This is a genomic window from Paenibacillus sp. OSY-SE (genome assembly GCF_000283315.1).
Classification (GTDB): domain Bacteria; phylum Bacillota; class Bacilli; order Paenibacillales; family Paenibacillaceae; genus Paenibacillus_B; species Paenibacillus_B profundus.
Genome location: NZ_ALKF01000148.1, coordinates 1 through 24,223, shown reverse-complemented (window position 1 = coordinate 24,223; position 24,223 = coordinate 1). Strand labels below are relative to the sequence as shown.

At 49.3% G+C, this 24,223-nt stretch carries 24 protein-coding genes and 2 pseudogenes; 19 read left to right on the top strand and 7 right to left on the bottom strand.

Annotated features, from left to right (window positions below; translation table 11 throughout):
• Nucleotides 1-14: 14 nt before the first annotated feature.
• The 12 genes from A372_RS0104660 (at nt 15) to A372_RS0104590 (ending at nt 12,102) form a co-directional block, all read left to right on the top strand.
• The gene (locus A372_RS0104660) at nt 15-1,091 is read left to right on the top strand and encodes a FecCD family ABC transporter permease (RefSeq protein WP_019419682.1); all 1,077 of its coding nucleotides are present in this window, start codon (nt 15-17) and stop codon (nt 1,089-1,091) included.
• Nucleotides 1,088-1,867, top strand: coding sequence for an ABC transporter ATP-binding protein (locus A372_RS0104655; protein ID WP_019419681.1), 780 nt, complete (start codon nt 1,088-1,090; stop codon nt 1,865-1,867). Before A372_RS0104660 ends, A372_RS0104655 begins: the two co-directional genes overlap by 4 nt.
• 22 nt (nt 1,868-1,889) lie before the next feature.
• On the top strand, nt 1,890-2,963 hold the full coding sequence (locus A372_RS0104650) for a methyltransferase domain-containing protein (RefSeq protein ID WP_019419680.1): 1,074 nt from the start codon (nt 1,890-1,892) through the stop codon (nt 2,961-2,963).
• Nucleotides 2,964-2,997: 34 nt separating this feature from the next.
• The gene (locus A372_RS0104645; protein ID WP_026010904.1) at nt 2,998-4,014 is read left to right on the top strand and encodes an ABC transporter substrate-binding protein; all 1,017 of its coding nucleotides are present in this window, start codon (nt 2,998-3,000) and stop codon (nt 4,012-4,014) included.
• Nucleotides 4,015-4,041: 27 nt separating this feature from the next.
• Nucleotides 4,042-4,404, top strand: a complete 363-nt coding sequence (locus A372_RS0104640) for a (2Fe-2S) ferredoxin domain-containing protein (RefSeq protein ID WP_019419678.1) — start codon at nt 4,042-4,044, stop codon at nt 4,402-4,404.
• Nucleotides 4,405-5,048: 644 nt separating this feature from the next.
• A complete protein-coding gene (locus A372_RS0104625) occupies nt 5,049-5,438 on the top strand; it encodes a hypothetical protein (RefSeq protein ID WP_019419675.1) in 390 nt (129 codons plus the stop codon).
• Between the two features lie 260 nt (nt 5,439-5,698).
• Nucleotides 5,699-7,090, top strand: a complete 1,392-nt coding sequence (locus A372_RS0104620) for a TraB/GumN family protein (protein WP_019419674.1) — start codon at nt 5,699-5,701, stop codon at nt 7,088-7,090.
• A gap of 315 nt (nt 7,091-7,405) precedes the next feature.
• On the top strand, nt 7,406-9,406 hold the full coding sequence (locus A372_RS0104610; protein ID WP_019419672.1) for an AraC family transcriptional regulator: 2,001 nt from the start codon (nt 7,406-7,408) through the stop codon (nt 9,404-9,406).
• 121 nt (nt 9,407-9,527) lie between these two features.
• Nucleotides 9,528-10,520 carry a helix-turn-helix transcriptional regulator gene (locus A372_RS33255; RefSeq protein ID WP_157259438.1) on the top strand — a complete coding sequence of 331 codons (993 nt, stop codon included), beginning with the start codon at nt 9,528-9,530 and terminating at the stop codon, nt 10,518-10,520.
• Nucleotides 10,444-11,232: an ABC transporter substrate-binding protein gene (locus tag A372_RS0104600; protein WP_192813587.1), complete on the top strand. Its 789-nt coding sequence runs from the start codon at nt 10,444-10,446 to the stop codon at nt 11,230-11,232. Before A372_RS33255 ends, A372_RS0104600 begins: the two co-directional genes overlap by 77 nt.
• A 244-nt stretch (nt 11,233-11,476) precedes the next feature.
• A complete protein-coding gene (locus A372_RS0104595) occupies nt 11,477-11,689 on the top strand; it encodes a hypothetical protein (RefSeq protein ID WP_019419669.1) in 213 nt (70 codons plus the stop codon).
• Entirely contained in the window at nt 11,671-12,102 is a 432-nt protein-coding gene (locus A372_RS0104590; RefSeq protein ID WP_036703316.1) for a hypothetical protein, read from the top strand. The genes A372_RS0104595 and A372_RS0104590 overlap by 19 nt, the downstream gene beginning before the upstream one ends.
• A 107-nt stretch (nt 12,103-12,209) precedes the next feature.
• Here A372_RS0104590 and A372_RS0104585 read toward each other — a convergent pair whose 3' ends face one another.
• The 5 genes from A372_RS0104585 to A372_RS0104565 are packed head-to-tail and all read right to left on the bottom strand — an operon-like array spanning nt 12,210 to nt 16,362.
• On the bottom strand, nt 12,210-13,424 hold the full coding sequence (locus A372_RS0104585; RefSeq protein ID WP_019419667.1) for a M24 family metallopeptidase: 1,215 nt from the start codon (nt 13,422-13,424) through the stop codon (nt 12,210-12,212).
• Nucleotides 13,425-13,451: 27 nt separating this feature from the next.
• The gene (locus tag A372_RS0104580; protein ID WP_019419666.1) at nt 13,452-14,210 is read right to left on the bottom strand and encodes an amino acid ABC transporter ATP-binding protein; all 759 of its coding nucleotides are present in this window, start codon (nt 14,208-14,210) and stop codon (nt 13,452-13,454) included.
• Nucleotides 14,211-14,225: 15 nt separating this feature from the next.
• Nucleotides 14,226-14,870: an amino acid ABC transporter permease gene (locus tag A372_RS0104575; RefSeq protein WP_019419665.1), complete on the bottom strand. Its 645-nt coding sequence runs from the start codon at nt 14,868-14,870 to the stop codon at nt 14,226-14,228.
• A 27-nt stretch (nt 14,871-14,897) separates the two neighbouring features.
• Nucleotides 14,898-15,722: a transporter substrate-binding domain-containing protein gene (locus A372_RS0104570; RefSeq protein ID WP_026010902.1), complete on the bottom strand. Its 825-nt coding sequence runs from the start codon at nt 15,720-15,722 to the stop codon at nt 14,898-14,900.
• Between the two features lie 58 nt (nt 15,723-15,780).
• Nucleotides 15,781-16,362 carry a TetR/AcrR family transcriptional regulator gene (locus A372_RS0104565; RefSeq protein ID WP_019419663.1) on the bottom strand — a complete coding sequence of 194 codons (582 nt, stop codon included), beginning with the start codon at nt 16,360-16,362 and terminating at the stop codon, nt 15,781-15,783.
• A 318-nt stretch (nt 16,363-16,680) separates the two neighbouring features.
• Here A372_RS0104565 and A372_RS35300 point away from each other — a divergent pair, with 318 nt between their 5' ends.
• From A372_RS35300 to A372_RS0104540, 5 genes and pseudogenes are all read left to right on the top strand, one after another.
• Nucleotides 16,681-17,037 carry a hypothetical protein gene (locus A372_RS35300; RefSeq protein WP_157259437.1) on the top strand — a complete coding sequence of 119 codons (357 nt, stop codon included), beginning with the start codon at nt 16,681-16,683 and terminating at the stop codon, nt 17,035-17,037.
• A 327-nt stretch (nt 17,038-17,364) separates the two neighbouring features.
• A complete protein-coding gene (locus A372_RS0104555) occupies nt 17,365-18,093 on the top strand; it encodes a hypothetical protein (protein ID WP_019419661.1) in 729 nt (242 codons plus the stop codon).
• Nucleotides 18,094-18,127: 34 nt separating this feature from the next.
• A complete protein-coding gene (locus tag A372_RS0104550; RefSeq protein ID WP_019419660.1) occupies nt 18,128-18,574 on the top strand; it encodes an Imm63 family immunity protein in 447 nt (148 codons plus the stop codon).
• Between the two features lie 45 nt (nt 18,575-18,619).
• Nucleotides 18,620-19,027 (top strand): hypothetical protein, encoded by a 408-nt coding sequence (locus A372_RS0104545; protein ID WP_157259436.1) that lies wholly within the window; start codon nt 18,620-18,622, stop codon nt 19,025-19,027.
• A 55-nt stretch (nt 19,028-19,082) separates the two neighbouring features.
• Nucleotides 19,083-20,048, top strand: a pseudogene (locus A372_RS0104540) (SMI1/KNR4 family protein); the annotation flags it as partial.
• A gap of 346 nt (nt 20,049-20,394) precedes the next feature.
• On the opposite strand, the pseudogene A372_RS39480 reads toward A372_RS0104540, so the two are convergent.
• Nucleotides 20,395-20,913, bottom strand: a pseudogene (locus A372_RS39480) (serine hydrolase domain-containing protein); the annotation flags it as partial.
• Nucleotides 20,914-21,012: 99 nt separating this feature from the next.
• Between A372_RS39480 and A372_RS0104530 the strand changes: the two are divergent.
• Nucleotides 21,013-21,339, top strand: a complete 327-nt coding sequence (locus A372_RS0104530; protein WP_019419656.1) for an antibiotic biosynthesis monooxygenase family protein — start codon at nt 21,013-21,015, stop codon at nt 21,337-21,339.
• 239 nt (nt 21,340-21,578) lie between these two features.
• Here the strand turns inward: A372_RS0104530 and A372_RS0104525 are convergent, their stop codons facing one another.
• Nucleotides 21,579-22,832, bottom strand: coding sequence for a M48 family metallopeptidase (locus A372_RS0104525; protein WP_019419655.1), 1,254 nt, complete (start codon nt 22,830-22,832; stop codon nt 21,579-21,581).
• A 179-nt stretch (nt 22,833-23,011) separates the two neighbouring features.
• Between A372_RS0104525 and A372_RS0104520 the strand changes: the two genes are divergently transcribed.
• Nucleotides 23,012-24,166: a DUF6348 family protein gene (locus tag A372_RS0104520; RefSeq protein ID WP_026010900.1), complete on the top strand. Its 1,155-nt coding sequence runs from the start codon at nt 23,012-23,014 to the stop codon at nt 24,164-24,166.
• Nucleotides 24,167-24,223 lie beyond the last annotated feature (57 nt).

The window sequence follows — 24,223 nt, the reverse complement described above, 5'->3', positions numbered from 1 at the left end:
CTGAAGGTTGTGAAATGATGAAAGAACCGGCAGACTTCCGCCGCCGCTCCTTCTTTTTTACGGCCATTCTATTGGCGCTGACGGCGGGGCTCGTCTTATCGATTACAGTCGCGGTGATGCTGGGGCCTGTGCCGATCGCGCCTGCAACGGTCTGGAAAATTGCCTTCTCCCACATGCCGGGATTCAATGGATGGATCGAGGAGACGTGGGACACGGGACAGGGGCATATCATCTGGGATATTCGTTTTCCGCGCGTGCTGCTTGGCGTCGTCGTCGGAGCGGGGCTGTCTGTTGCCGGTGCCGCCATTCAAGCGCTTATGCGCAATTCCTTGGCTGACCCGTACATACTCGGTGTGTCGTCGGGGGCGTCTGCGGCGGCCACGCTTGTTATTCTGTTCGGCGCGTTCCGCTTCTTCGGCCAATATGCGCTTTCCTTATCCGCCTTTCTCGGTTCGCTTGCCGTGATGGCCATCGTTATGGTTCTGGCTCGCGTGGGGGGCAGGATGGCAACGAGCCGGCTTTTATTGTCGGGAATCGCGGTTTCCATGATGATGTCGGCCATCACCAATTTGATCGTGACGATGGCGCCTCGCGAAGAAGGTATTCGCTCGGCGATGTATTGGATGATGGGAAGCCTGACGGGGGCCAAGTGGGAGTATTTGACGCTCCCGGCCTTGATCGTGATTGCCGGAACGAGCTTTTTGCTTGTTCAGTACCGGGCACTGAACGCCTTGCTGATGGGGGAGGAGGCGGCGCTTACACTTGGCGTCAATCTCCATGCCTTCCGCAAATGGCTGGTCGTTGTGGTCGCCCTGTTGACGGGAACGATTGTGTCCGTGAGCGGTGCGATCGGCTTTGTCGGCTTGATGATCCCCCATATCGTGCGGCTCATGGTCGGTTCGGATCATCGCCGCGTTCTCCCGGTCAGCCTATTGCTGGGGGCTATCTTCATCGTATGGGCCGATGTGTTGGCGCGGCTTGTGCTGGCGCCCGAGGAATTGCCGATCGGCATTGTCACCGCTTTATGCGGAGGTCCTTTCTTTATATGGCTGTTGCGGCGGAACTCATATTCTTTTGGAGGCGGAATATGAACGTCGAAGTGAAAGGCCTGTCGTTCAGTATTCAGGATAAAAGATTGATTGAATCGATATGCTTGGATGTGCGGGAAGGCGAGATGGTCGGCTTGATCGGTCCGAACGGCAGCGGGAAATCGACGCTGCTTAAAAATATATACCGTGTGCTGGAGCCTGATTCAGGCGAGATACTGCTGAACGGACAACGTGTCTCTCGGTTGCCGCAAAAGGAATTGGCCAGACAGTTGGCGGTGGTCGGCCAGGAGTCGTCCGCCGCGTTTGATTTTACGGTCCGCGACATCGTGATGATGGGACGCAGTCCGCATAAGAGAATGTTCGAAGCGGATTCGATGGAGGATTACGAGATTGTGGAGCAGGCGCTGACGCGCGTCGGCTTGCTGCATGCCGCGGGCAGCAGCTTCTCCAACTTGTCCGGCGGAGAAAAACAGCGCGTGCTGATTGCGAGGGCGCTGGCGCAGCAAGCCCGCGTTCTGATCTTGGACGAACCGACCAACCATCTGGATATCCGGTATCAGCTGCAGATGATGGATCTGGTAAAGGCGTTGAAGCTGACCTGTCTCGCCGCGCTGCATGATTTGAACATCGCAGCTTGCTACTGCGATCGCATCTATGTGCTGCAAGAAGGCCGGATGGCGGCTTCCGGAAGCCCTGAGCAAGTGATGCGGCCGGATCTGCTGTACGACGTGTTCGGGGTTAGGACAGAGATTGCAATCCATCCGTTGACGGGGAAACCGTCGATTACGTTTTTGCCGGACATGCTCGCCAGCTTATGACAAAGGAAGGGAGGCGAAGCCGATGGCGATGACCCGATGCAGCTACTGCCAATTCATGTATGACGAGTGGTATGGCGATACGCGCAACGGCGTCCCTGCAGGCATCCCGCTCGAGGACTTGGCCGGTACGCTATGCTCCCGCTGCGGTATGCAGGGCATACGGCATGAATGGCAGCCGAGTCCGAAGTACGAGGGGCAGGAGGCAGAATATTATGACCAGTTCGCCGGGAAAGCGGGGATTGCGTTCTACAGACATTGGCTGGAGCAAGCGGCAGAACCGCCGAGCGTGCTGGAGCTTGGCGTCGGCACCGGACGCCTGGCGGTAGAGCTGGCCGGCCGGGCTGCCTGCTACTGCGGCATCGATTGGAGTCCCCTGATGATTAAGGCTGCGGATTCAAAGCGCAAGCGCATGTTCAAAGAGGAAGCGGAGCAGCGGCTGCAACTGGTGGAAGAGGACGTTCTCACGTTTCGCGCTGCCGGCACCTATACCCATGTACTGTGCCCGGACGGGTTATTGCAGCATTTTACGCAGATGGAGGAGCATATTGCTCTACTGCGCAATATTCATCGTTGGTTGCAGGCAGGAGGCTGGATCGCCGTAGATCTGCTCCTGCCTCCAGGCGGCGCCGCTTGGCAGACGCTGGAGCGCAAGCGCGTGCAGCCGCATAAGCTCGTTCATCGCCGGATCGACGGGGCAACCTCATTGTCCCGGCAGATCTTTCATTGCGCCATCGCTTACGAGACTTATATCGACGGTGCCATGGAATCCCGGTACTTGGTTGAACGCGAATATGCGCTGATGACGCCCAAAGAAGCCGTACTGCTGCTCGCTTCGGAAGGATTTGAAGTGACCCGGATCATCCAGAATTACGGCTTGTCCACGCCGTGGCGAACAGCGCTTCCACCGGGAGTCAACGATAGAGGGATCGAGCCGGATGCCGGAGAGACGATAGAGGAGGCGATCGCGGCAGGGAAGTGTGTGCATCCGCATCGTGAGAATGCATGGGTGGACGGCGGATATCCGCTAGGCGGCGTGATGCCGGATCTATCGCCCGATGCCTCGGCAACGATGACGTTGATTGCCCGGAAGAAATGACAGATGACGAACGAATAGACGGAGGAAAGATTGTATGAATCGGAGAACGTTCACCAATAGGTTTCTACTGCTAGGGATGACCATGATGCTCGTACTGCTGTCGGCATGCGGCAGTCCGGAACAGCCAGATGCGAAGCGCCAGGCGCAAGCTCAGCAGCCGGCGACGCAAGTGTCCGAGAGCAGACCGGTCGAGCTTGAAAATATGGGGGAGAAGCTGAGCTTCCCGGACGCGCCGAAGCGGGTAGTCACGCTGAACCAGCATGCGACCGAAGTGATGCTGGCGCTCGGTCTGGAAGAATCGATGGTAGGAACGGCTTATCTCGACGACAGCATCCTGCCCGAATTCAAGGAGAAATACGACAAGATTCCGGTTCTCGCGGACAAATATCCATCGAAAGAAGTGTTCTTGTCGGTATCTCCCGATTTCGCCTATGCGGGATGGAAGAGCGCATTTGGAGAGAAAGCGCTTGGCTCGCGGGCGGATCTTGCCGATCAGGGCGTGCTGACTTATGTGCAGGAATCATCTAACAAGGCAGCGCCGACGCTGGAGGATGTGTATCAGGACATCTTGAGTATCGGGCGCATCTTCCGTGTGGAAGACAAAGCCGAAGCGGTCGTGAACGACATCCGCAAGAAGCTGGAAGACATCCAGGCGCAAATCGGCAGCGTGAGCGAGCCGCTTAACGTATTCGTTTTCGATAGCGGGGAAGACAAGGCGTTTACGGCAGCCAATACGTATTTGACCAGCTTGATTGCCAAGGTTGGCGGTAAAAACATTTTCGACGATATCGATAAAGGATGGGCCGAGGTCAGTTGGGAGGAAGTGGTGAACCGCGACCCGGATGTCATTGTCATTGTCGATTATGGCGAGACGACGGCCGAACAGAAGCAAGAGTTGCTCTTGAACAAAGCGCCGCTTGCCGATGTGAAGGCGATTAAAGACAAGCGATTTATCGTGCTGCCGCTCTCGGCGGCTGCGGAGGGCATTCGCGCGCCGATAGCTTTACAGACGCTCGCTGCCGGCTTGTATCCGGATAAAGTGCAGCCATAAAAAGCAGCAGGGGGAAGGAGAAAATTCATGGCAACATGGAATTTGGAGGAGACCCGCCATCATCTGCTGATATGCAACGGCGGCAGCTGCATGAAGCAGCAGGCCGATGAAGTGACGCAAGCGATCCGGGATGAAATCGCGGCGCTTGGAGCGAAACAACAGATTCATACGACACGCACCCGCTGCAATGGCCGCTGTACGGACGCCTGTGTCGTCATCGCCTATCCGGAAGGGGTCTGGTATAAGGAGATGACTCCGGAGCGGGGAAGGGAACTGGTACGCAAGCAGCTGGCAGGCGAGCGGCTGGAGGAGCATATGGTCTATTCGTACGATCGCCGCTTCATCGCTACCGGCCTCTCTGTGGCTGGAAAAGAAAAAGCACCGAGCTAGCCATTGCAATGGCCGAGTCGGATCCATCTTAGGCAATGTTCAGGACGTTGCCGTCTTTATGAGGGATCATGACACATGCCTGTCATAGTCCGCCTCCACAAGCCCAGGATCAGCTCCTGGGCTGCCGTTTTATATATGGAAATCATGCGGCCACCGGCATCGGCTCAGTCGATCATGCGGTTGATCTCGTCCACGATCAGTTGTGGTGCGCTGAACATGACGAGGTGGCCGGATTGAGCAGCCTCGATCCATCGTCCGTTGGCCAAGGCAACTCCCCCGGAAGGCCTGCTTACTTTCTTTTATGCGGTCGAGGCGATGTATGAGGATGAAGAATTCTATAACAACCCTGCAACGTGCAGCGTTATTTATTCTACTCCTGAGCGGTTGGGCGGATTGCGACGCACATTCACCCGTCGGGCTAGCTGCGAGCGCCGCGGCTCGTTCCAACAGGTCTGAATGACCTATGGAGTGCCGCTCTTTTTATATTGATTCTATTGAGGGACTTGTCAGACGAGGCGAATTCCGTCTATAAACCTATAAAAAATAAAATTAAAGATTTACAATATATTATATTTTTGCTATATTAAAGAACATGAAATATCCATATATTTCATCAATTACAAATATTTAAGGAGTGATACAAAGTGAAGAAGTTTCTGATCTCCCTGTCAGTGTTGGCCGCTCTCGCTGCGGCTTCGCCGTCGTATGCTTCTCCTGCCCCTGTTCCTGTTGTCTCTGCCGAACCCGTGGTTCAAGAAGGACAGCAATTCATCAAGTACTATTCGCTGCGGCCGAATGAACTCAGTCCATGGGAAGGGGTCTATCTGAAGAAAGGCCAGCAACTAACTATTTATGCTCAAGGCAGCTACTCCTACTATTCGGTGTATGATTCAAGCTATCATCTCGGCGCTTTTTTCAATAGCAACGTAGGAAGAATTTTCACTGCGACAGAAGACGGCTATCTTTATATTCAATTTGCCGCCTCATCTTCGTATACGATGAATTACTTCACGGTTACATACAAGATCAGCTGATAGAAGACTAGAGGATGGTTAGGCTGCATGAAGCAACGTGCAGCTTGCCGCCAATGACCAGAAGGTGAGTCAGGGATGCCCTGATTCACCTTTTATGTGCGCCCAGCATGGGGGGCATCGCTACGGTGGCTGTCCGGAATGGGCAAGTGCGATGGATTTATTTCTGCAAGGATTTCAGGATAATCTTCCTTTTATAAGCTGAATAAGATATAATCGTTGGGGCTTATTTGTACATAAATCCTGTTGAGAGGGGAATATGGGTGAAGACTAGCAAATGGAATATGTTTAAGCGCCGCGTGGCCAGCGGTTTGGCAGTCTTGATCGCCATGCTCGGATTCGTCATACCGGCGCAAGCGAACGAAGGACCTGCGGCCGTTCCACAAATCAGTTCATGGTCGGTTAAAGTTCTGAACGAAGGGGAGAAGTACGGCATTTTTCCGCTTGCGTGGTACTATGACGGTACTTTTAAACAGCCGATCACGCAAGATAAGTTTCAATATCTGATCGAAGCGACTTCAGCCAAATTGGATGCGCTCGAATTAAAGAAAAAAGGGAAAGCCTTTGTTCCGACTGGAACAAAGGAAATTACGAGAGAAACGGTAGTGCATGCTGTGTACGGCGTGTTGGCCCAGTATGAATTGCCTGAATCGCTAGAAATTGATAAGTACGAGCCAATCACGTTCTTGCAGAAGAAAGGCATTGTCAACGGAACGGACAAAGGGCTTGAGCTTGATAAGCCGAGCACGGTGGAGCAAGCGGCTGTAATCGCAAGTCGTCTTGTTGAATACACGTATGACGCTGTGGGAGGCGGAGCGAAGGGGCTTCTCTGGAAAGCAACGAAAGGGCAAAATACGCTCTACCTGTTAGGTTCGATTCACTTGGGTATTCCTGACATGTATCCCATGCAAAAAAATGTAAGAGACGCATTTCAACAGTCCGATACATTATGGGTAGAAGTGAATTTGCAAGGCAACAAAGATATGGTGTATTTTCTTGAGTCGATGGCGTACAGCGACGGCACGGCATTGAAAGATCATGTCTCTAAAGAAACGTACGAAAAGCTGCATAAGGTTCTGGAGCAACTGAAATTGCCTAAGGATACCTTTGACGCTTTCAAGCCTTGGGCAATCTCGAACAATCTCGTGCTGTCCAATATGACAGGTTCTTCTGAAGAAATGGCTCAGGCAGCAGCATTAGGCGTCGATATGTACTTTACGAGTTCGGCATTGTTAACTGGAAAGCCGATTCATGAGTTAGAAGGACTCAAGTTCCAAGCTGACCTCTTCAACAATGTGCCGGTTACAGTGCAAGAAAAAGAATTAAACGAAGCGTTGGATCAAATCCTGACGCCGACAGGAAAGCCTGATGATGCGCTTGAGCAGTTTAAGCAATGGCAGCAGCTATGGACCAAAGCTGAACTGGACCAATTCACTCAATCCTTCACGGGTTCGGAGGAAATGGTGAAGAGCGATTCAGCCCAAAGATTGTTCGGGGAACGGGACAAAAATATGACGAAGAAGCTGATGGAACTATTGGATAAAGAAGGTTCTTCCACCCACTTTGTTGTCGTCGGAGCAGGGCACTTCGTTATCAAAGATATGATTATCGATCAGTTAAAAGCGAAAGGTTACGACGTTCAGTTCGTAAAATAAAATAATACGACCATGAGAGGCTAATCCGCACGTTATGAACAATGACGCAGGGTTAGCCTTTCTGATTCGTACAACGCACAGAAAGGGACGAACGCCGCATGCCAAGCAAGATCGTGAGTGAGACGCTCGATTGTTCGCCCATACGTATTATGATGAAGTTGCTGGATTGGTGCTGAGCGATGCCCGGCCCAATGATGATGCGCGGGAGATAGCGCCGATATTTATTGAAAATGATAACTATTATCAACTATAATAAAAATGGTTGACCATTGATGTACAGGCGGATCAAGACTGCCGAGGAGTTGATTGAACATAATGCGGTTACGCGAACAGCTTGTACTGTGGAATCAGGCATCCATTAAGGTGATGGATATTCGTCATATCACAATGAGAGCCAACGAGGAACTTCGCTCATATCCATTGCCAGCCAGCAGTTTCTTTTATACCGTGAACGGCAGCGCGAACATACAGTTGGATGACGTGATGCACCAGGCCAACCCATTTTATATCGTACATGGCGGAAAAGGCTGCTGCGTAGACATTTTTCCGACGGAAGAGGCTTTCGAATACTATCTTCTATACTATAAAGCGTCAATTTCGCCTCGTGTCCACCAGAGATTCGGCAAGATGCTGGAGCGAAGCAATCCATTTCTTATCCAGTATGGATTTGCGCCGGGTCATCCTATTTCATTGCTGCGCAGTGTACAGCTCATGCATAAGGAGTGGGAGGAGAACGGGGAGCTGGAACAGTTCCACGTGAAGGCGCTGTTCCATCAATTTGTATACGAGCTGCTATGGCAAATTCACAGCCAGCATATACCGACACGAAAGGCTGATGTGGTGGCACAAGCAATCCAATATGTGCATAGGCATTATGCTGACCTCATTACGATGGAGAAGCTTGCAGCAATGCTGGACAGCAGTCCGCGCCATCTATCCAGGTTGTTCAAGCAGCATACTGGCAGCAGCCCCGTGGATTACGTCATTCAGATTCGCATGGACAAGGCGAGGGAACTGCTCCTTTCAACAGGAGCGAACTTGCAGGAGATCGCAGAGAGTGTCGGGTATTCAGACAGCTATTATTTTGCGAAAATGTTCAAAAAACACGTGGGAGTCGCGCCAATCCGTTATCGCACGGAGAACAGAGGAAAGTCATGTCCGAATGTGCCATCTGCTGTGGCTCGATATGACATTGTGCAGCAGACAAGCCGCTATTATAGTGAATATGAGAATCATTATCACTATAAATCGGGGGGAAACCTATCTATGCATGACAGTCGAACATCTTCTGTGGCGGTCACTCTATTGCTCTGCCTTACTCTATTGCTTAGCGCTTGCTCGACAGGAACGACAGGGAGCACATCCTTGAACGGAAGCGCACAGTCCACACAAGCAGCATCGAATCACACTTCGGAAACACCAGTTGCCGGCAACGCAGATAACAAGCAATCAACAGGGACAGCAGAACAGCCCAAAACCAAAATTGTGTCCACCGTCAAAGGCGATGTAGAAGTGCCGGTTAATCCGAAGCGGGTTGTCGTCTTATATTTGCTTGGTGATGTGCTTGCTTTTGGCGTGGATCCTGTGGGTATCTCAGACGTGTATAAAGGGGCAGCATTTGAAAGTGAATTGGCAGGCATTCAATCACTGGGTGAATGGTTCCAGCCAAGTCCCGAGGCAGTGCTTGCGCTTAACCCAGACTTAATTATCGTTCCTTCCGAAGAAACCTATGCAATGCTCAATCAGATTGCGCCTACGGTTTATTTGCCCTATGAGCAAATGTCTTTAGAAGAACGCTTGAAGAAGCTCGGAGAAGCCTTGGGCAAGGAAGGCGGGCAGTCACAGGCTTTGCTGGACAACTTCTACGCAAAGGTGGTACAGAGTAAGCAGAAGCTGAAGGAAGCTGGCATATTGGACAAGACGGTATCCATTATGGAAGGTGGCGAGGGCAACATGGGTGTCATCTCCAGCAAGCAATATGGTCGTGGATCACAGATAATATATGAATACTTAGGGATGAAGGCTCCGGCAATTGTTCAGAAGGAAATAGACAAGAACGGTGAGAAACCAGCGACACTGCTTCCTGCCTCTATGGAAGTATTGCATGGATTTTCCGGAGATTACATATTCCGCTCCGCGTATGAAGGAATGGAGGATCTTTCCGACAATAAAATTTGGAACAGCATACCGGCTGTGAAGGAAGGCCGACTTATCGACATAAGCTTCGGACTGTCCTACTATAATGACATTTATTCACTAGATAAGCAGCTAGATTACATCGTGAACAGTTTGCTGGAAGCTGCTAAGGCTAAATAACAATCGGATATCGAGAGTAGGGCATCTGTCTTGCGCAGGTGCCCTTCACGCATTGCTGGCATATCGCAGGAGAAGAATGCATGGAGAATTGAAATTTGGATGCGAGAGAGGAGATGATGCGTTGAACGTCAATGAACATATATGGCTATGGAACCTCGCGTCGATTCATGTGCTTGACGTCCGCCATGTCATGATGGAACTTGGGGAGCAGCTGCTGTCCTATCGCCTGCCGGCGAGTGCTTTCTTGTATGCGACGAAAGGAAGCGCGCAAGTATGGCTAGATGATGTTGTACATATGACGGAGCACTTTCATGTCTTTCATGGAGGCAAGGGGACATGTGTGGATATTGCCGCCGGAGAGAACTTTGAATATTACTTAATTCTATACAAAGCAATGGTTCCTGTGATTGGCGGACGCGACATTGTACAGCTGCTGGAGAATGAGAGGCCATTTGATATCCAATATGAGTTCCCACCTCAGTATCCTCTTGCCTTGTACGATTCGATCAGTCTGATGAATCAGGAATGGAAGCAGGGAAGCGCACTGGAGCAACTGCATGTTCGCACGTTATTCCTCCAATTCGTGTACGAGCTGCTATGGCAAATGGATAGGCACGGCATTACAACCGTGAAGCCGGATCTGATCACACAAGCTATACGTTATATACATGATAAGTACCCTGAATCGTTATCACTGGATTCGATTGCTCAAGCGTTGAACTACAACGTTCATTATTTTTCTAGAAAATTTAAACGCCAAATGGGACAAAGCCCAATCGCTTACTTGATTCAGGTTAGGATGGAACATGCGCAGAATCTGCTGCTGAATACGAATGCGACGCTGCAGGAAATTGCGGAACGAGTTGGATACACAGACTTGTATTACTTCATCCGGATTTTCAAGAAGCATGCGGGGCTATCCCCAGGAAAATATAGGGATTCTATGTTGAATATGAAAAAGGTTCCGGAGCGTCCATTCAGCAGGTTCAGAACCCCCATTGTGAAGCGAAGTCCTAAGCGATATAGTATGGATGTATGTGAGAATCATTATCGTATTGCAAGGCAATCCGATCGGCGATTTGCTGGCACTTGGCATACAACCGGTCGGGATTGATCGTCGGTTTATTGAAGGTTCGGTATACAAGGATAAGGAGCATATACCAGCGAAGGATATCGGCTATCCAACGAATATGGATACCGTTCTTTCCCTGGATCCAGACTTGACCATGCTATCCTATATTTTAGACAAGGAATATGAGGAAGCATCCAAGATTTCTCCGGTCGTCGTGTTCGACGGGGCTTTGCCTATGAAGGAACGCTTCCCCATCATTGCGGATATAGTAGGGAAGAAAGCGGAAGCAGAACAACTGCTAGCGAACTACAATCACAAGGCTGAAGCGATGTGGAACAATTTGCGGGACAGCGGTAAGTTAGCTGCTGGTGAGACGGCCGTTGTACTTCAGTATTTCTGGAATCGCTCGATGTATGTGATGAAGACAGGTGGACTTGCTGAACTGCTTTATCAGCCTGCTGGGTTCGCGATGGATGCGAAGGTGAAGACATTAGAGCCTAATAGCGGTCCCTATATTGAGGTGGCTGAGGAAGCCATACACGAAACACTGATCGGAGACCAGCTTTTTGTACTGTACACAGGCGATAAAGAGGCAAAGAAGTCATTTGACGAATTGGTGAAGTCTCCATTGTGGAAATCACTCCCTGCAGTAAAAAACGGCAACGTTCATTTTTTGGAGGACAAATGGAATTATAATGACATGATGACGAGCGGCATGCTGCCCGATGAATTCCCTAAGGTGATATCTCCGTAAGTCAAGAAGCGGCCAAATCTCTGAGATGTTCAAGAGAGAGGTCGCTTTTTATTTTATTGATGAATATCGAATGGATACTCAGCACAAATAAATCGTTCCATTTTGTTATGAATAAGAGGATATGGGAATTGTTGCATGGAGTATCGGCTTATCGTAGCGGATAATGGGTACGGTTGACACGGTTAGATAGTAGTCAGGAAAAAAGGAGAGGATATCCATCCGACATCGTTCTTTCATTGCAGGCTTGCTATTAGTTTTGCTGTTCATTCCCATTTCATCTTCAGCAGATGCCAGTGGGTTCGATGTACAGAAGCATTACTTAGACATTGCTTATTCCTTTAATGATGAGGGGTACACATTCAAGGCCAAGACGACTACCGTCGACTATACGACGGGAAGGATGGCAACCAAGGAAGAAGTCATCCCGGAACTGGCAGAGTGGACCAAGCCAGATTGAAAAATGGAGTCTACGTTCGGGAATCGAACAGCGGCACAAGCTCCAACTGGACATATTCCTCGTTTCCAGATTCCTTGATGGTTGAGGAAGATCCGATTGCGATCAAGTACAAGGACCAATTTGTCCAGTATACGGGACAAGGAACCTTTGTCAGTAAGAACAGTCAGGAATATGTGCCGGTGCGGGCGTTAATGAAGACATTGTCAGGTACGGTAACGTCGAAGAACGGAGTGACAACGCTATCGTTCAATCAGAAAGAGCTTGCTTTGGACAAAAGTAAAATAATTACGTGGGATAGTCAAACCTATTATCCGCTCCGTGATATTACCAAGACTTTTGGCTTGCAGATGAAGTTTCGCAATTCACGAGCCAATTATGTCGCTAACGGATATCCGGAAATCGAAATCTACTAATCTTCAGCTAATGGAGGTTGAGAGGCTCCCAAAAAGGTCAGAAGGACAGCGCTTTGCCGTCTTTCTGACCTTTTTCAACAGACATTATTGGCAGCATAGCAGGGGAGCTACAGCGAGATCAGATCCCGGGACAGCTTGTTCAGCCGCTCGCAGCCGTTGTTCGTGACCAGCACCATGTCCTCGATCATGATCGAGCCAATACCGTGGCCGTAGTACGGCGTCTCCAGACAGATGACCATGTCCGGGAGAAAGACGGTATTCTCCGAAGGACTCAGGAACGGGGCTTCCTCAGCCGCGAGGCTCAGTCCTGCGCTGTGCCCCAGATGGCCCCGGTTGTAATTCGGGAGACCTGAGCGGCGGATCAAAGGCATCACTTCGTCGAACGCGCGCTTCATTGGCAGGCCTGGCTCGATTAGCTCCAGCAGCCGATCGTGTCCGGCCCGCAACGCGCCGTATATGCGCTTCACCGTGTCCGAAGGAGAGCCGAGCACGAAGGTGCGGGCAATATCCGAACCGTAACCGGCCACATCGACACCGACATCGAATTTGATCAAGTCGCCCGGCTGTCCCGAATGCGTATCGAAAATATGCGCAGGGGCGAAATGCGCGCCGACGGAAATCATGTGGAAGCGGGATGACGATCCGTCCGCATGGGTTAGCAAAGCGAGCCGGAAATGGTCGGCAATCTCGGAGGCCGAGCTGCCAGTCCGGATTCCCTTTACCGATTCGGTGATGCCAATTTCGGCGTAAGCGCAGCTCTTGCGCAGTTGCTCGATTTCCCAATGCGTCTTGCGTGCGCGCAGCTCGGTCAGTATCGCGCTCGCTTCCGTCAGATCAAGATCCGGTACAGCTTCGCGTAACGCATTCACGGCAGGATATCGCATGGAGCTCATCTCCACAGCTGCCTTGCCGCTGCTAATTCCGTTTTCAGCCAGCACCTGCCGCAGGAGCCCGAACATCTCCTGCACTTGATGGTTTACAGGCCGCCGCCCCTCGTACTTGGCGCCCCGCAGCCCAAGCGGATCGTCTACGTCGACCCAGGTCGGATACGTTCGAAGCTCGCATTGGGGCAAATCTTCCGGTACGCCCGCGGCCTCAAACTCATTCATAATGATGACTGTCCGGCGGGTCGGATCGCGAAACATAACAGCCAGCGCAACTTCGCTCATGCGCAATGTATACATGAACGTGCTGGGGTGGCCGGACAAGTAGTAGAAATTTTCGCAGCTCGATGCCACAAGAGCTTCTACATTTTCCTTCTCCATGATCGCTCGCGCCCGTTCCGCGACATTCTTCAAATGCTCTGCTTTGCCGTGAACCACACTGTCAACTCCTTCGAATCTTTCTCGTTATTCCGTTTCCGGTTCGCTCGCGAGCTGCCGCAAAAACTTGCGAGCCCGCTCCGTCTGCGGCTGAACGAAAAATTGGTCAGGCGAACCTTCTTCCTGGATTTTTCCGTCGCTCATAAAAATAATCCGATTCGCCACTTCCCGCGCAAACTTCATCTCGTGGGTGACGACGATCATCGTCATACCTTCCGTGGCAAGCTGCTTCATGACCGACAGCACTTCTCCCGTCAATTCGGGATCCAGTGCGGATGTTGGCTCGTCGAACAGCATGATTTGCGGCTGCATGGCGAGAGCCCGGGCAATGGCTACCCGCTGCTGCTGGCCGCCGGACAGCCGGGAAGGATATTCATTCTTTTTGTTTAACAGTCCCACTTTGGCGAGCAGAGACTCTCCGGTTTCGACGGCCTGTGCTTTGCTCCTCTTTTTTACAATCGTGGGGGCCATAATGACGTTCTCCAAGGCGGTCATATGCGGAAACAAATTAAACGACTGGAACACCATGCCGGTTAACGTCCGAATGTGCCGTACCGCTTCCTTCTTAGCCGATGCGTCCATCGAGGCGTTCCAAGTTGCATCGCCCACCCGGATCGATCCTTCGTCAGGCACCTCCAGACCGTTCAAGCAGCGCAGCAGCGTGCTTTTGCCGGAACCGCTCGGTCCGACCAAGACCACGATTTCTCCGGAACGAATATGCAGATCGATATCGCGGAACACGACCAGATCGCCGAAGCTTTTGCCAAGTTTGTTTACCTCAATCATGTAAATCACACGTCCTTAATATGCTTTTGACAAACGCGTCTCCATACGGTTCAGAATCGAAGAGAAGAACACGCTCATAATCCAGTACATGAGCGCAATGGCCACATAAAAAGGCATGGCGACATAATATTGCGCAATTAGCAGTTGCGCGGAGCGCAGCAGCTCGGTCACGGTAACGACGGACACGAGCGACGTCTCCTTCAGCATTCCGATAAACGTATTGCCGAGCGGCGGAATCGCCACGCGGGCCGCCTGCGGCAGCACAACCCGCCGCATCGTCTGCCACGGCGTCAATCCTAGGGATAGAGCGGCTTCCGTCTGCCCATTGGACACGGATAATATCGCGCCGCGGAACGTTTCGGACAAGTATGCGCTGATGTTGATACTAAGTGAAATAAAGGCCGCAGTGAGCGGCCCAAGCGTAATCCCGAAATCGGGCAGTCCGTAATAAATAATGAAGATTTGCACTAGGATCGGTGTTCCCCGAATGATGGAAACGTAACCTTTGGCCAAATTACGGACGAACCAATTTCCTTTCAAGCGGGCAATGGCGACGATCATCCCGATGAGGAGTCCGAAGAACATGGAAACGATGGTGATCAAGAGTGTGTAGTACGCGCCCGTCAATAGAAATTGAAAGTTTTGTGTAACGAGTTCCATTTCCTGTACCCTCCCGGTTCGTATGAATTAAAAGTTCGGATCCACGCCAAACCATTTTTGGAAAATCTCTTTAAATGTTCCGTCGGATTTCATCTCGGCGAGCGCTTTATTGATTGCATCGAGCAGCTCCGGATTGTTTTTGCGGATCGCGATTCCGGCGAAATCCTCTTTGATCGGCTCTCCGACCGCCTTGACGTCGAAGTGATTTTTCTCGATCAGCGGCTTGATGGCGAATACGTTATTAATGGTCGCGTCGATGCGGCCGACGTTCAAATCTTGCAGGGACGTGATGACATCGTTATACGTGGCGATTTCGAACGTACCGACTTTCGGCATCGCGACGTCACGCAAATATTTCTCATCGTTCGTGCCGAGCCCGACGCCAATCTTTTTGTCTTTGAAATCTTCAAGTTTCTCGATCGTCGTATTATCGCTTTTGACGAGGACATTCACGGCGTTTTTCACGTAAGGCGTCGAGAAATCCATCTTTTGCTTGCGATCCTCCGTAATCGTTACTTGGCTTACAAGCGCATCGTATTTATCCTTCTGTAGTCCTTCGATCAGCCCGGAGAATTCGCCGGTGATGAACTCCACTTCCACGCCGAGGCGTTTCGCCACTGCTTTAGCGACATCCGCATCGAAGCCGTCGACCTCGTGCTTGTCGTTTAGGAAGTTGTACGGGGCATAGGTGCCCATGAGCCCAACTCTGATTTTTCCGGCCTTCTTGATTTGCTCGAGCGCGTTTGCGGCGTTCGCATCTTGGGCCGCCTTGCTTCCGCATGCAGCGAGTGCGATAGATAGAACAGTGAGCAGCAAAGCGGCTTTGACGAATTTTTGCAGTTTGACAGACATGATGATAGCCTCCATTATTGTACGACCTCTTATGGGGTCTTCATATAAGTAAAATGGGTTATCCGAGCAACCCTCGGAATTCGAACTTAGCGGTTTCTTCGGCTATTTCCGATGGGGAATAGACGGACTTGAAATCAACCTCGTGCATCGGTCCGAACAACCATTTGGATAGCACGCCCGTAATTAAACAGACAAGAATGTTGGCCCGAAGCGACAGATCATTCGTACGGGGAAGCATCCCTAGCTCCATAGCCCGCTGAATGTTGTTCTTGAACGCTCCTTCGAACGCAATCCACGTTTGCGAGACAGCTTCCCGCACTGGAGGGTCGGCACCCTGGCCTTTCATGAGCAGCAAAGCCATCAGATCCCGGTCCCGGTCGGCGAATGTGAACAAATCCGTGAGCAGCCGTGCGGACGAACTGACCATATCGTCTACCGTGCCTGCGTGCTTGCGGTAGCCTTGCTCAATCACCTTAATCAGTTTCTCTTTTCCGTCTTCGATTAATTCCAGCACGAGCTGTTCTTTGCTTTGAAAATACCAGTAGAACGTTCCTTGCGACACTCCTGCGGCTTTGACCACATCGGATATTTTAGTGCTGTGATATCCCTTGCAGGCAAATAACTTCAGAGCGGCGCTCATCAGTTGATGACGGCGATCCTGATCTTGCTTTGGTGCGGCAGCCAGCTTCCATCGCCCCTCTCACTTAACTGACGAGTCAGTTAATGATAATTCCGATGGGATTACTATATTTTAAAGTTATCTTTGTGTCAAGCCATATTTTTTAAAGTGTTGGACCATGCCTCGCACTTATCATGCGAAGCTTATACAGTCATTTCTGGACGAGATGAAAGAGCGAGTGCACAACTCAGTCTTAAGGGGGCAGATATCATGAATGAAAAGTCTTAGTTACTTGATAAATTCAACGAATGGAACCGTTTTGTTCTCCAAATTATAAATATGGAATGGCAAACACCAATTGATGGAGGAAAATGGACGATTCATGACATCGTCAGCCACATTATGCTGTGGGATAAATACTTTTATGAAGAAGCCATCTATCCAATCGCAAATGATAAACAAATGACGGTTAGTCATCTTGATTTTGATGCATTTAATAAAGAGGCAATCGAATATGGAAAAACGATAACAAAGGATGAATTAATCCAATTAACAACTCATTATCGCAATCTATTATTGGAAAGTGGGTTGATGCGTGAACTGAATGTTGATAGGGTTGCTGCCGACATAGAAAGCTGGTGCTGTAAACGAACAGTCACCAGCTTTTTTGTGCCGAAACTTCAATATTTTCTGTAAAGGGAACCTTGCCCTGTTTTTGTCCTTCCCCATAGTTCTTCATCCGAAAGGGTAGTTTGAATCAGCTCGACAGGGACGCCTTCATCATTAATGATGGCAACAAATAATCATCAATCGGCTCATATGGCTTTGGTTGTTTTCATAGTTTGATGATTGTTGTATAATGGAAATGCATGTAGGGAACTAATGTTCGCAAAATGTTTTAGCAGCTTCGTTCGCAGGACTCTCGAAAACAACGCTAGAATTGGTATTATAAAATACATATCGGCATCACCAGTTGAAGCTCTGCTCTGACCAAGAGACTTCCCTAAGAAAGGCGGTTCGAACATGTATATTATATCTCAACAGTTGACTCCCGTTCCGTCCGGTTTGATCCGTCAAGTCGAACAAGACATGCGGGTTGCTTTTCCCGATGGCTATAGCTGCTTTCTCCAAGAATACGGCGAAGGCACGTACAGAGGCTGGTTCAATATACAAGCGCCCGACCCTGAAGTATTGCGGCCGTTTGCCGAATATGGTCTGTGGGAGCATGATGAGACAAGCCCGATAACACAGGAACAGATTCGCCAATGCGTGGTCATCGGGACAACGATTGACGGCGATTTTCTTGCTGTGCATCCGCAGGTAGAGGGGATGGTGTGGCTGCCGAGACATTCCGAGACAATTGGGGTCATACCGTCCAGGGCTGCTTCCTATACGGACACGTTGGACCGAATCTATCAAGAGACGTTCGACGATGACGAGTCTGTGCCGGCTTATTTTGAACCATGGAATGATACGAAAAAACATGCCTTTTTTCTGTTCACTCTCGAGAACGACAGCAGCCTGACCTTGCGTGAACTGGGCAAACGCTGCCGGGACTTTTTCAAACCGGATCTGCTGATCGAAAATGAAAACATAGGTAAGGTCTTCATACGGGAACTGGGTGGCTACATTCGATTGAATTATGCCTACGGCCGGGAAGTTGCGGTCTTCTATGAAGAGGAAGCGGCCGAGCGGTTCCGGGAGATCGCTCATTTTCTGCTGCAAAATCATTGCCGCACCGCTCAATGGTGAGCTTACGAGGCCTCAAGGGGGGAAGCGCTTATCTATGATGCATACTGAACTGGAAATCACGAATATGATCTTCCGCACGCTCCGGCAAACGTCCATTTACGATGACTCCTATGAGAAAATGGTAACTCAGCCTTTTCAGCGTGACTATTATGGCGATCTTAGCCCTTGCGTGCGGATCGGAGAACACGCCTATGAGCTTGTTATGTATGAAAGAGGCGCGCAGATGATAAGCAAAACCACGAAAAATGTGGATGACGTGATCTATTGGATTTTGGAAGAGACTCTGAACGCAATCGCCCATGTGAAGCTGCTGCGCAAATCTAAGGTGGACAATGTGAATACCCGCTTAACATACACCAAGGATATTGTTAATGAGCTGACAACCATGGTCAAACAGGCATTTCATGACATTGGCGGTATTTACGAGGAGTGGCACAAGGCTGGCAGACGGAATCAGTTGGAATTGAACCGTCCATTGTGATCGCGGAAAAACACAAGGTATGCTGAGATCCGAAGTGAGGGAGTTATGATGAAAGTGGAGTCGCTAGATTATTTACTAGACACAATACACGGAGACCTTTTCTTTGAAAGAGTGTTTTCATCGAACTTAGATTGGGACGATCTGTTAGATAGACGCGACGCAGGTGAATTCGATGAGAACTGGACCGTGAACAATGAATTATTAAAAACAGTCGACGTCAAAATGTTTCCTGACTCTGAAATTGACCGTCTGCGGGAATTCGTATTTAAGAAAGTCTTCGCTATCACGCAGAACTCCGAGCTGGCGGGCTACGTTTCAGATGATTTCGGTTTGATTGGAGAGGCTGTGCAAAGAAATGCCTTCCGTCCTTGGGTTAGAGGGTTGATGAATCATTATATAGAAGGAAAATTTCCGACATCTTCGAGAGAAGACGAGGATGGAACCCATGAATAGAGGTGGCATAATGGACCAAGAGCTCTTGAATCAGCTCGAAAATATCGATTTTACCCATTTCTGGGACGATTCTGACTACGCACTAGAGGAATATGTTGACGAACCGCCGACAGATGAGCTCATTGCTTCTATCGAGGAGGAACTCGGCTACAAGCTGCCGGCGTCTTATGTTGCGATGATGAAGATACATAATGGCGGGATTCCGGTGAATACCTGCTTCCCGACAGACGAAGCAACCTCTTGGGCGGAGGATTATATTTCCATTACAGGGATTATGGGAATTGGACGCGAGAAGCCGTATTCCTTAAGCGGGGAGTTCGGCAGCCTCTTCATGATTGAAGAGTGGGGTTATCCCGACATCGGCGTTGTTATTTGCGACTGTCCTTCCGCCGGCCATGATGTGGTAATGCTCGATTATCGGGCATGTGGCAGGGACGGGGAGCCTGCGGTAGTGCATGTCGATCAGGAACAAGATTATGCCATTACGTTTCTAGCTCCCAGCTTCGCCGCTTTTATTCAAGGGCTGGTGAATGAGGAGGAGTTCGATACTTCCGAGGAGGACAAGCAGGAGGACTTGCGGAGAGCAGCTCACGGTCAATTTTCACCGTTGCTGTCGGAATTATGCGCCAATGTTGTTGAAGTGGAGCATATAGAAGGTGTCATCCGGACGATATGCGCAGAAATCGTAGAAGAGAAGGGGCATTTTTCATTTCATGCAGATGAACGGTCGATGTTGATGTACGATCTGCAATTTTGGCTGTATACGAAGTCCTATCCGAAGACTACCCGGGAGCAATACTTGGCCATATATGAGAAGATGATTGCTTTTGGCGGAGCATTTGGAACGGGAGGCTATGCGCCAGCTTTTATTACCGATTGGCTGGATGCTCGATTGCAGCAAGGCCAGCTTGCGGACAGCGACGGCATACTGAGGTTTACAGCATCAGCAGCGCAACAATTGATCGGGCGACTGAATGCCGTTGTTGTGGCTGATGTGCACGATGAATTCTCTCGAACCTGAAAACGGCAGTTTTCCCGCTTACAGTCGGGGGTGCCCGACAAGCCCGTTTTTTCAGTCAGGTGAACGTTGGGAAAGTCATTATGAGTCATGGTATCTGAATAGTCGGAACACGCGAAGGGCGGCGGCTTGGATCGGAGGGCGTAACTTATCGCATTCATTGACGATGGAGCGTGGCTAACACCCTTCGCACAGTGTTCTGATTATCCTATTCATACATCGTGCCAAGTATGATGTAATGTAGTCTCCGAAATCGGATAGAAGGGGATGACTGCTTCATCGTTCCAGACAAAAAATAATTGATCCTCATTTCGATCTACGGTGGCTTTACTGCCGTATCCTTCGTACGTCACGTCCCCATATAATTAGAATAAATTCTCTCATCGAGAGTATAGAATTGCGGACGAGGTGGAACAGATATTTGCTCCCCAAACCGTATCCCTGTTAATGACTCAGTAAGTTTGAACACGGGAACAAAATCATAATTCGTCAACATAATTACGGTAGTGTGGTCATCTGGGAAGCCGTAATTAAAAACATTGGATTGAAGGGCAAGATCCATCGTCGTTTTCGATACTAATTTTTCAGAGTACAAAGCTTGATCCCATTTGTACAAAACGTCGACTCTTGAATACATGGCCCCTGCAGAGAAGCTGGAACTCATATCCATGTACTCGCACTGGATGAAATCTTCCCAATTGGAATGATACGGCGAACTCATTTTGTTGATTACCTTTTTGTTGTTGTCGATTCCGGTGTTCTCCATCCCGAGAGGTCTTAATATATTGTCGTTTACAAAGCTTTCAAAAGTCACGCCGGTAATATTCTCAATGATCATACCGAGCAAATAATAGCCTGAATTATTATACGCAAAAGAGGTTACTGTTTGTACTGCAGTTTAATTGAAAAGAGTATCTAAAAAAACTATAATATATTTTTTAAATTAAACGGATTGGAGGAATTAAAAATGAGTGGTATTGTAAAAACTCCTCAACCACCCTATTATGCCGTGATATTTACTTCACAGCGAACTGATGGTGACGAAGGTTATGGAAAAATGGCAGAAAAAATGGAAGAATTAGCTTCTCAACAGAAAGGTTTTCTAGGTGTAGAAAGTGCTCGTGACAATGAATTGGGAATTACAGTTTCATATTGGGATTCTTTAGAGGCAATAAAGAATTGGAAAGAAAATTCAGCCCATAAAGTTGCACAAGAAAAAGGTAAAGCAGAGTGGTATACGAACTACTCAGTGAGGATTGCTAAAGTAGAGAGAGCTTACTCTTTTGAAACGTAATTTTATCTTAAGCAAACGGGTAGCTTTACTTAAATATTCGAAAGTCGAAGTAGTTAAAATATAATAGACTTGGTTCTACTGAAAAAGAACCAAGCCTATTTTTTATTTCGGTGTAAATCAACATTAAAGTTTAACAGAGCCATTCTATTAAACACAAAAACACCGGCATTAGCCGGTGTAAGCTTGTTGAGTGAATTTCCGTTTCTGTCTATGTCGACTTAAAGAGCTTGGGGGCTTCATCAAAATGTCGCCCGAATATCATCCAACAGATAGCGCTGGCTCAATTTCTCTAATCGCGCGAACTCTTCCTCCAGTTGACTTTTCAGTTGACTGTCAGGCACATATTGGGGCGTCAGTACCTGATGATGCTGCAGACTGAGTATTCTGTACTGGGTCGGAGGGTGAGTGGAGTCCAGTTGAACAGCGATGGAATCGCGAATTCGTTGTATTCGCTTCTGCTCGCTTGCAGGTACGTGCTCCATCTTTTGCCGGAATTCCCCGAACAAATCCGAAGCATAGCGATATCGAGCCACTCGCTCTGCCGTCAACCAGAACACAGGAGCGAAGTGTAGCTTGCTCAAGGCGGAGCAAATGGCATCTGTTCCCGCGACCTGACCAGCAACTCTGTCAGCCAAATACTCGGCTCGTTGGCTCTCATCCCAGACCGCTACACCTAGAAAGTAATACAGGATGAAAATGAGATTAGCCAGCTGCAGTTGGGCATAACGAATCGGAGTGGAGAGCGGTCCGAGCTTTTCGTCCTCTTCGCAGTATGGAAGCACAAACTCGTACCAGGAAGCCATAATATACATCGCAGACCCGATAAACCATGTGCGGGTAACATCCTTATGTGCATGATGAGCGGTTTCGTGGGCGAGTATAGCGATTTTCTCAGGCAGATTCAACGCGGAAAACAAAGGCACCCCAATCCCGATTACCTTGGTTTTGCGTCGGGCGATCATTGTAAAATACGCATTGAATGTATTATCCATTCGAATCACATCGATGGGCGGCGCTTGAACGGCTGCAGCAATGTCATCCAGCAGGCGGTACAGTCCAGGATATTCATCCCGTCGCAAAGGCTGGCCCGAAAGCTTCCGCCTGTAGGGCAGCATGAGTACGATGAAAAGGAGAAACAGGACGAAGGCAAGCTGGGTCAGCATTAACGAGTTGCTATAAAAAAACCAAGTAACCGCAACAATCGGTATGCTGAAGGTAGCCGCATGGATCAGTCCGGCTAACAGATAGGCGAATGCTTTGCTCCAGGTAAAGGGGTACGTGATGCGATCGGCTTGCAAATTTTCCTCAAGCAATTGATGTGACTTTTTGATACCCATGCGGAAGTTAATCCGATCAAAGAGGGCGAGCGAAGATATATGCCTCCAATTCGGATCGATGTTCCAATTGCATTCCTCGCACCAGGTTACGTACCCCGGCACGACTTCCATTCGGTGCCCGCATTCGGCACAGTATTCCGTCGTATGGTTTGTCATTTTCCCACTCCATAATGATGAATTAATAGAAGCATGGTGTTCCCTTATTATTTATCGGTAAAAGACACCAAATTGTGAGTTGCTTGGAAAAGGGTTGTCCTGCATTGGGTGATTATTGGCTTAAAGATGTGGTATTCTTTGTAGTAAGTCAGCATGTATCGAGAGAGGAGCTGCAAGCGATGAGCGAAGAGAGAGAAGAATGGTTAGACTTGGATGATGAGAAAATTGAGGATCCTGCACATTTCCTGCTGCACCGCGGGATGAGAGGGATTTTTGAGGCGGAGGAGATCGTAGAGGGAGATCGGATTGTTATTCCGGAATGGGAGCTCACGATTCGTCCTCATGTGGCAAGATGGTCAGATCAATCCGTTATGCTTCAGTTTCAATTGAGTTCTCCGAAATGGGATCGCGATATATTCGAAACCTCGGCAGGCATTGGCAGCAGCTTAAAAAATGCTCTTGGCATGGCAATCGGCGGTTTTGCATTTTCGTTAATGGAGGGTATCGCATCAATGGAGCAAGATAGGGAACCTGACCAGCTCCACACGACATACGGGAACACTGTACATAATTGGAAGGTTTATAAAAGTAATATCGTTGGTCTGGGCGAGTCATCAGACGAGATGCGTGAAACCCCATATTGGGAAGCGCTCAAGGATGAGATTGCGAAACGGGTTGGCAATCAGAAGCTTTGTTATATTAAAATCTATGGCGCGAAAAATGGTGACGATATTACCGGTGAATGCCGCATTAATGATATTCCAAGCCCTGAACTGGGCAATATTGTAGCAGAAATGGTAAGCAAGTGGCAGGTAGAAGAATTTGCCTCACAAAAGCAATTTATTTTCTTGCAGCAGTCTGAGGAAACGTACATACCGTATGAAGCCGGGCACATTGCTGCTGCTACTCGGACAGCTGTTCACATGTTCATGGAGTGTGACACGCAGGAGCGGTATGATGAATTTCCGGAGAGATTAGCTGAGCGCTTGCAGGATACTAACTTAGCGGAGGAGCTGTATTCTTTTTTACCTGAAATTTGTGCAGAGCATGCCTTCGAGAAGCTTACATATACCGAGGAAATGTCGATGCTTAAGGGCGAGGAGTCCTTTAGTATTTATCGGACTCAGCTTGCCAGCTATTATCTAATTTATGATGCTTTGTTTGAGGGCTTTCGTACGGATCAATTTGATGATGAGGTGTATAAGCAATACATCGGTGTCAGTTCAATATACAGTGTTATTTGCAATGCCAGAGAGCAGGGAGCGGATTTGGAGGAAAATGGCGGCGTGCTGACGCTTTCCTTTGCGATGTCAGACCATTATCAGTTTAGATGAACAAGGGATGCGCGCGCATCCATCATGATAGAAACTTCTGTCTTCGGTAATGGCAGG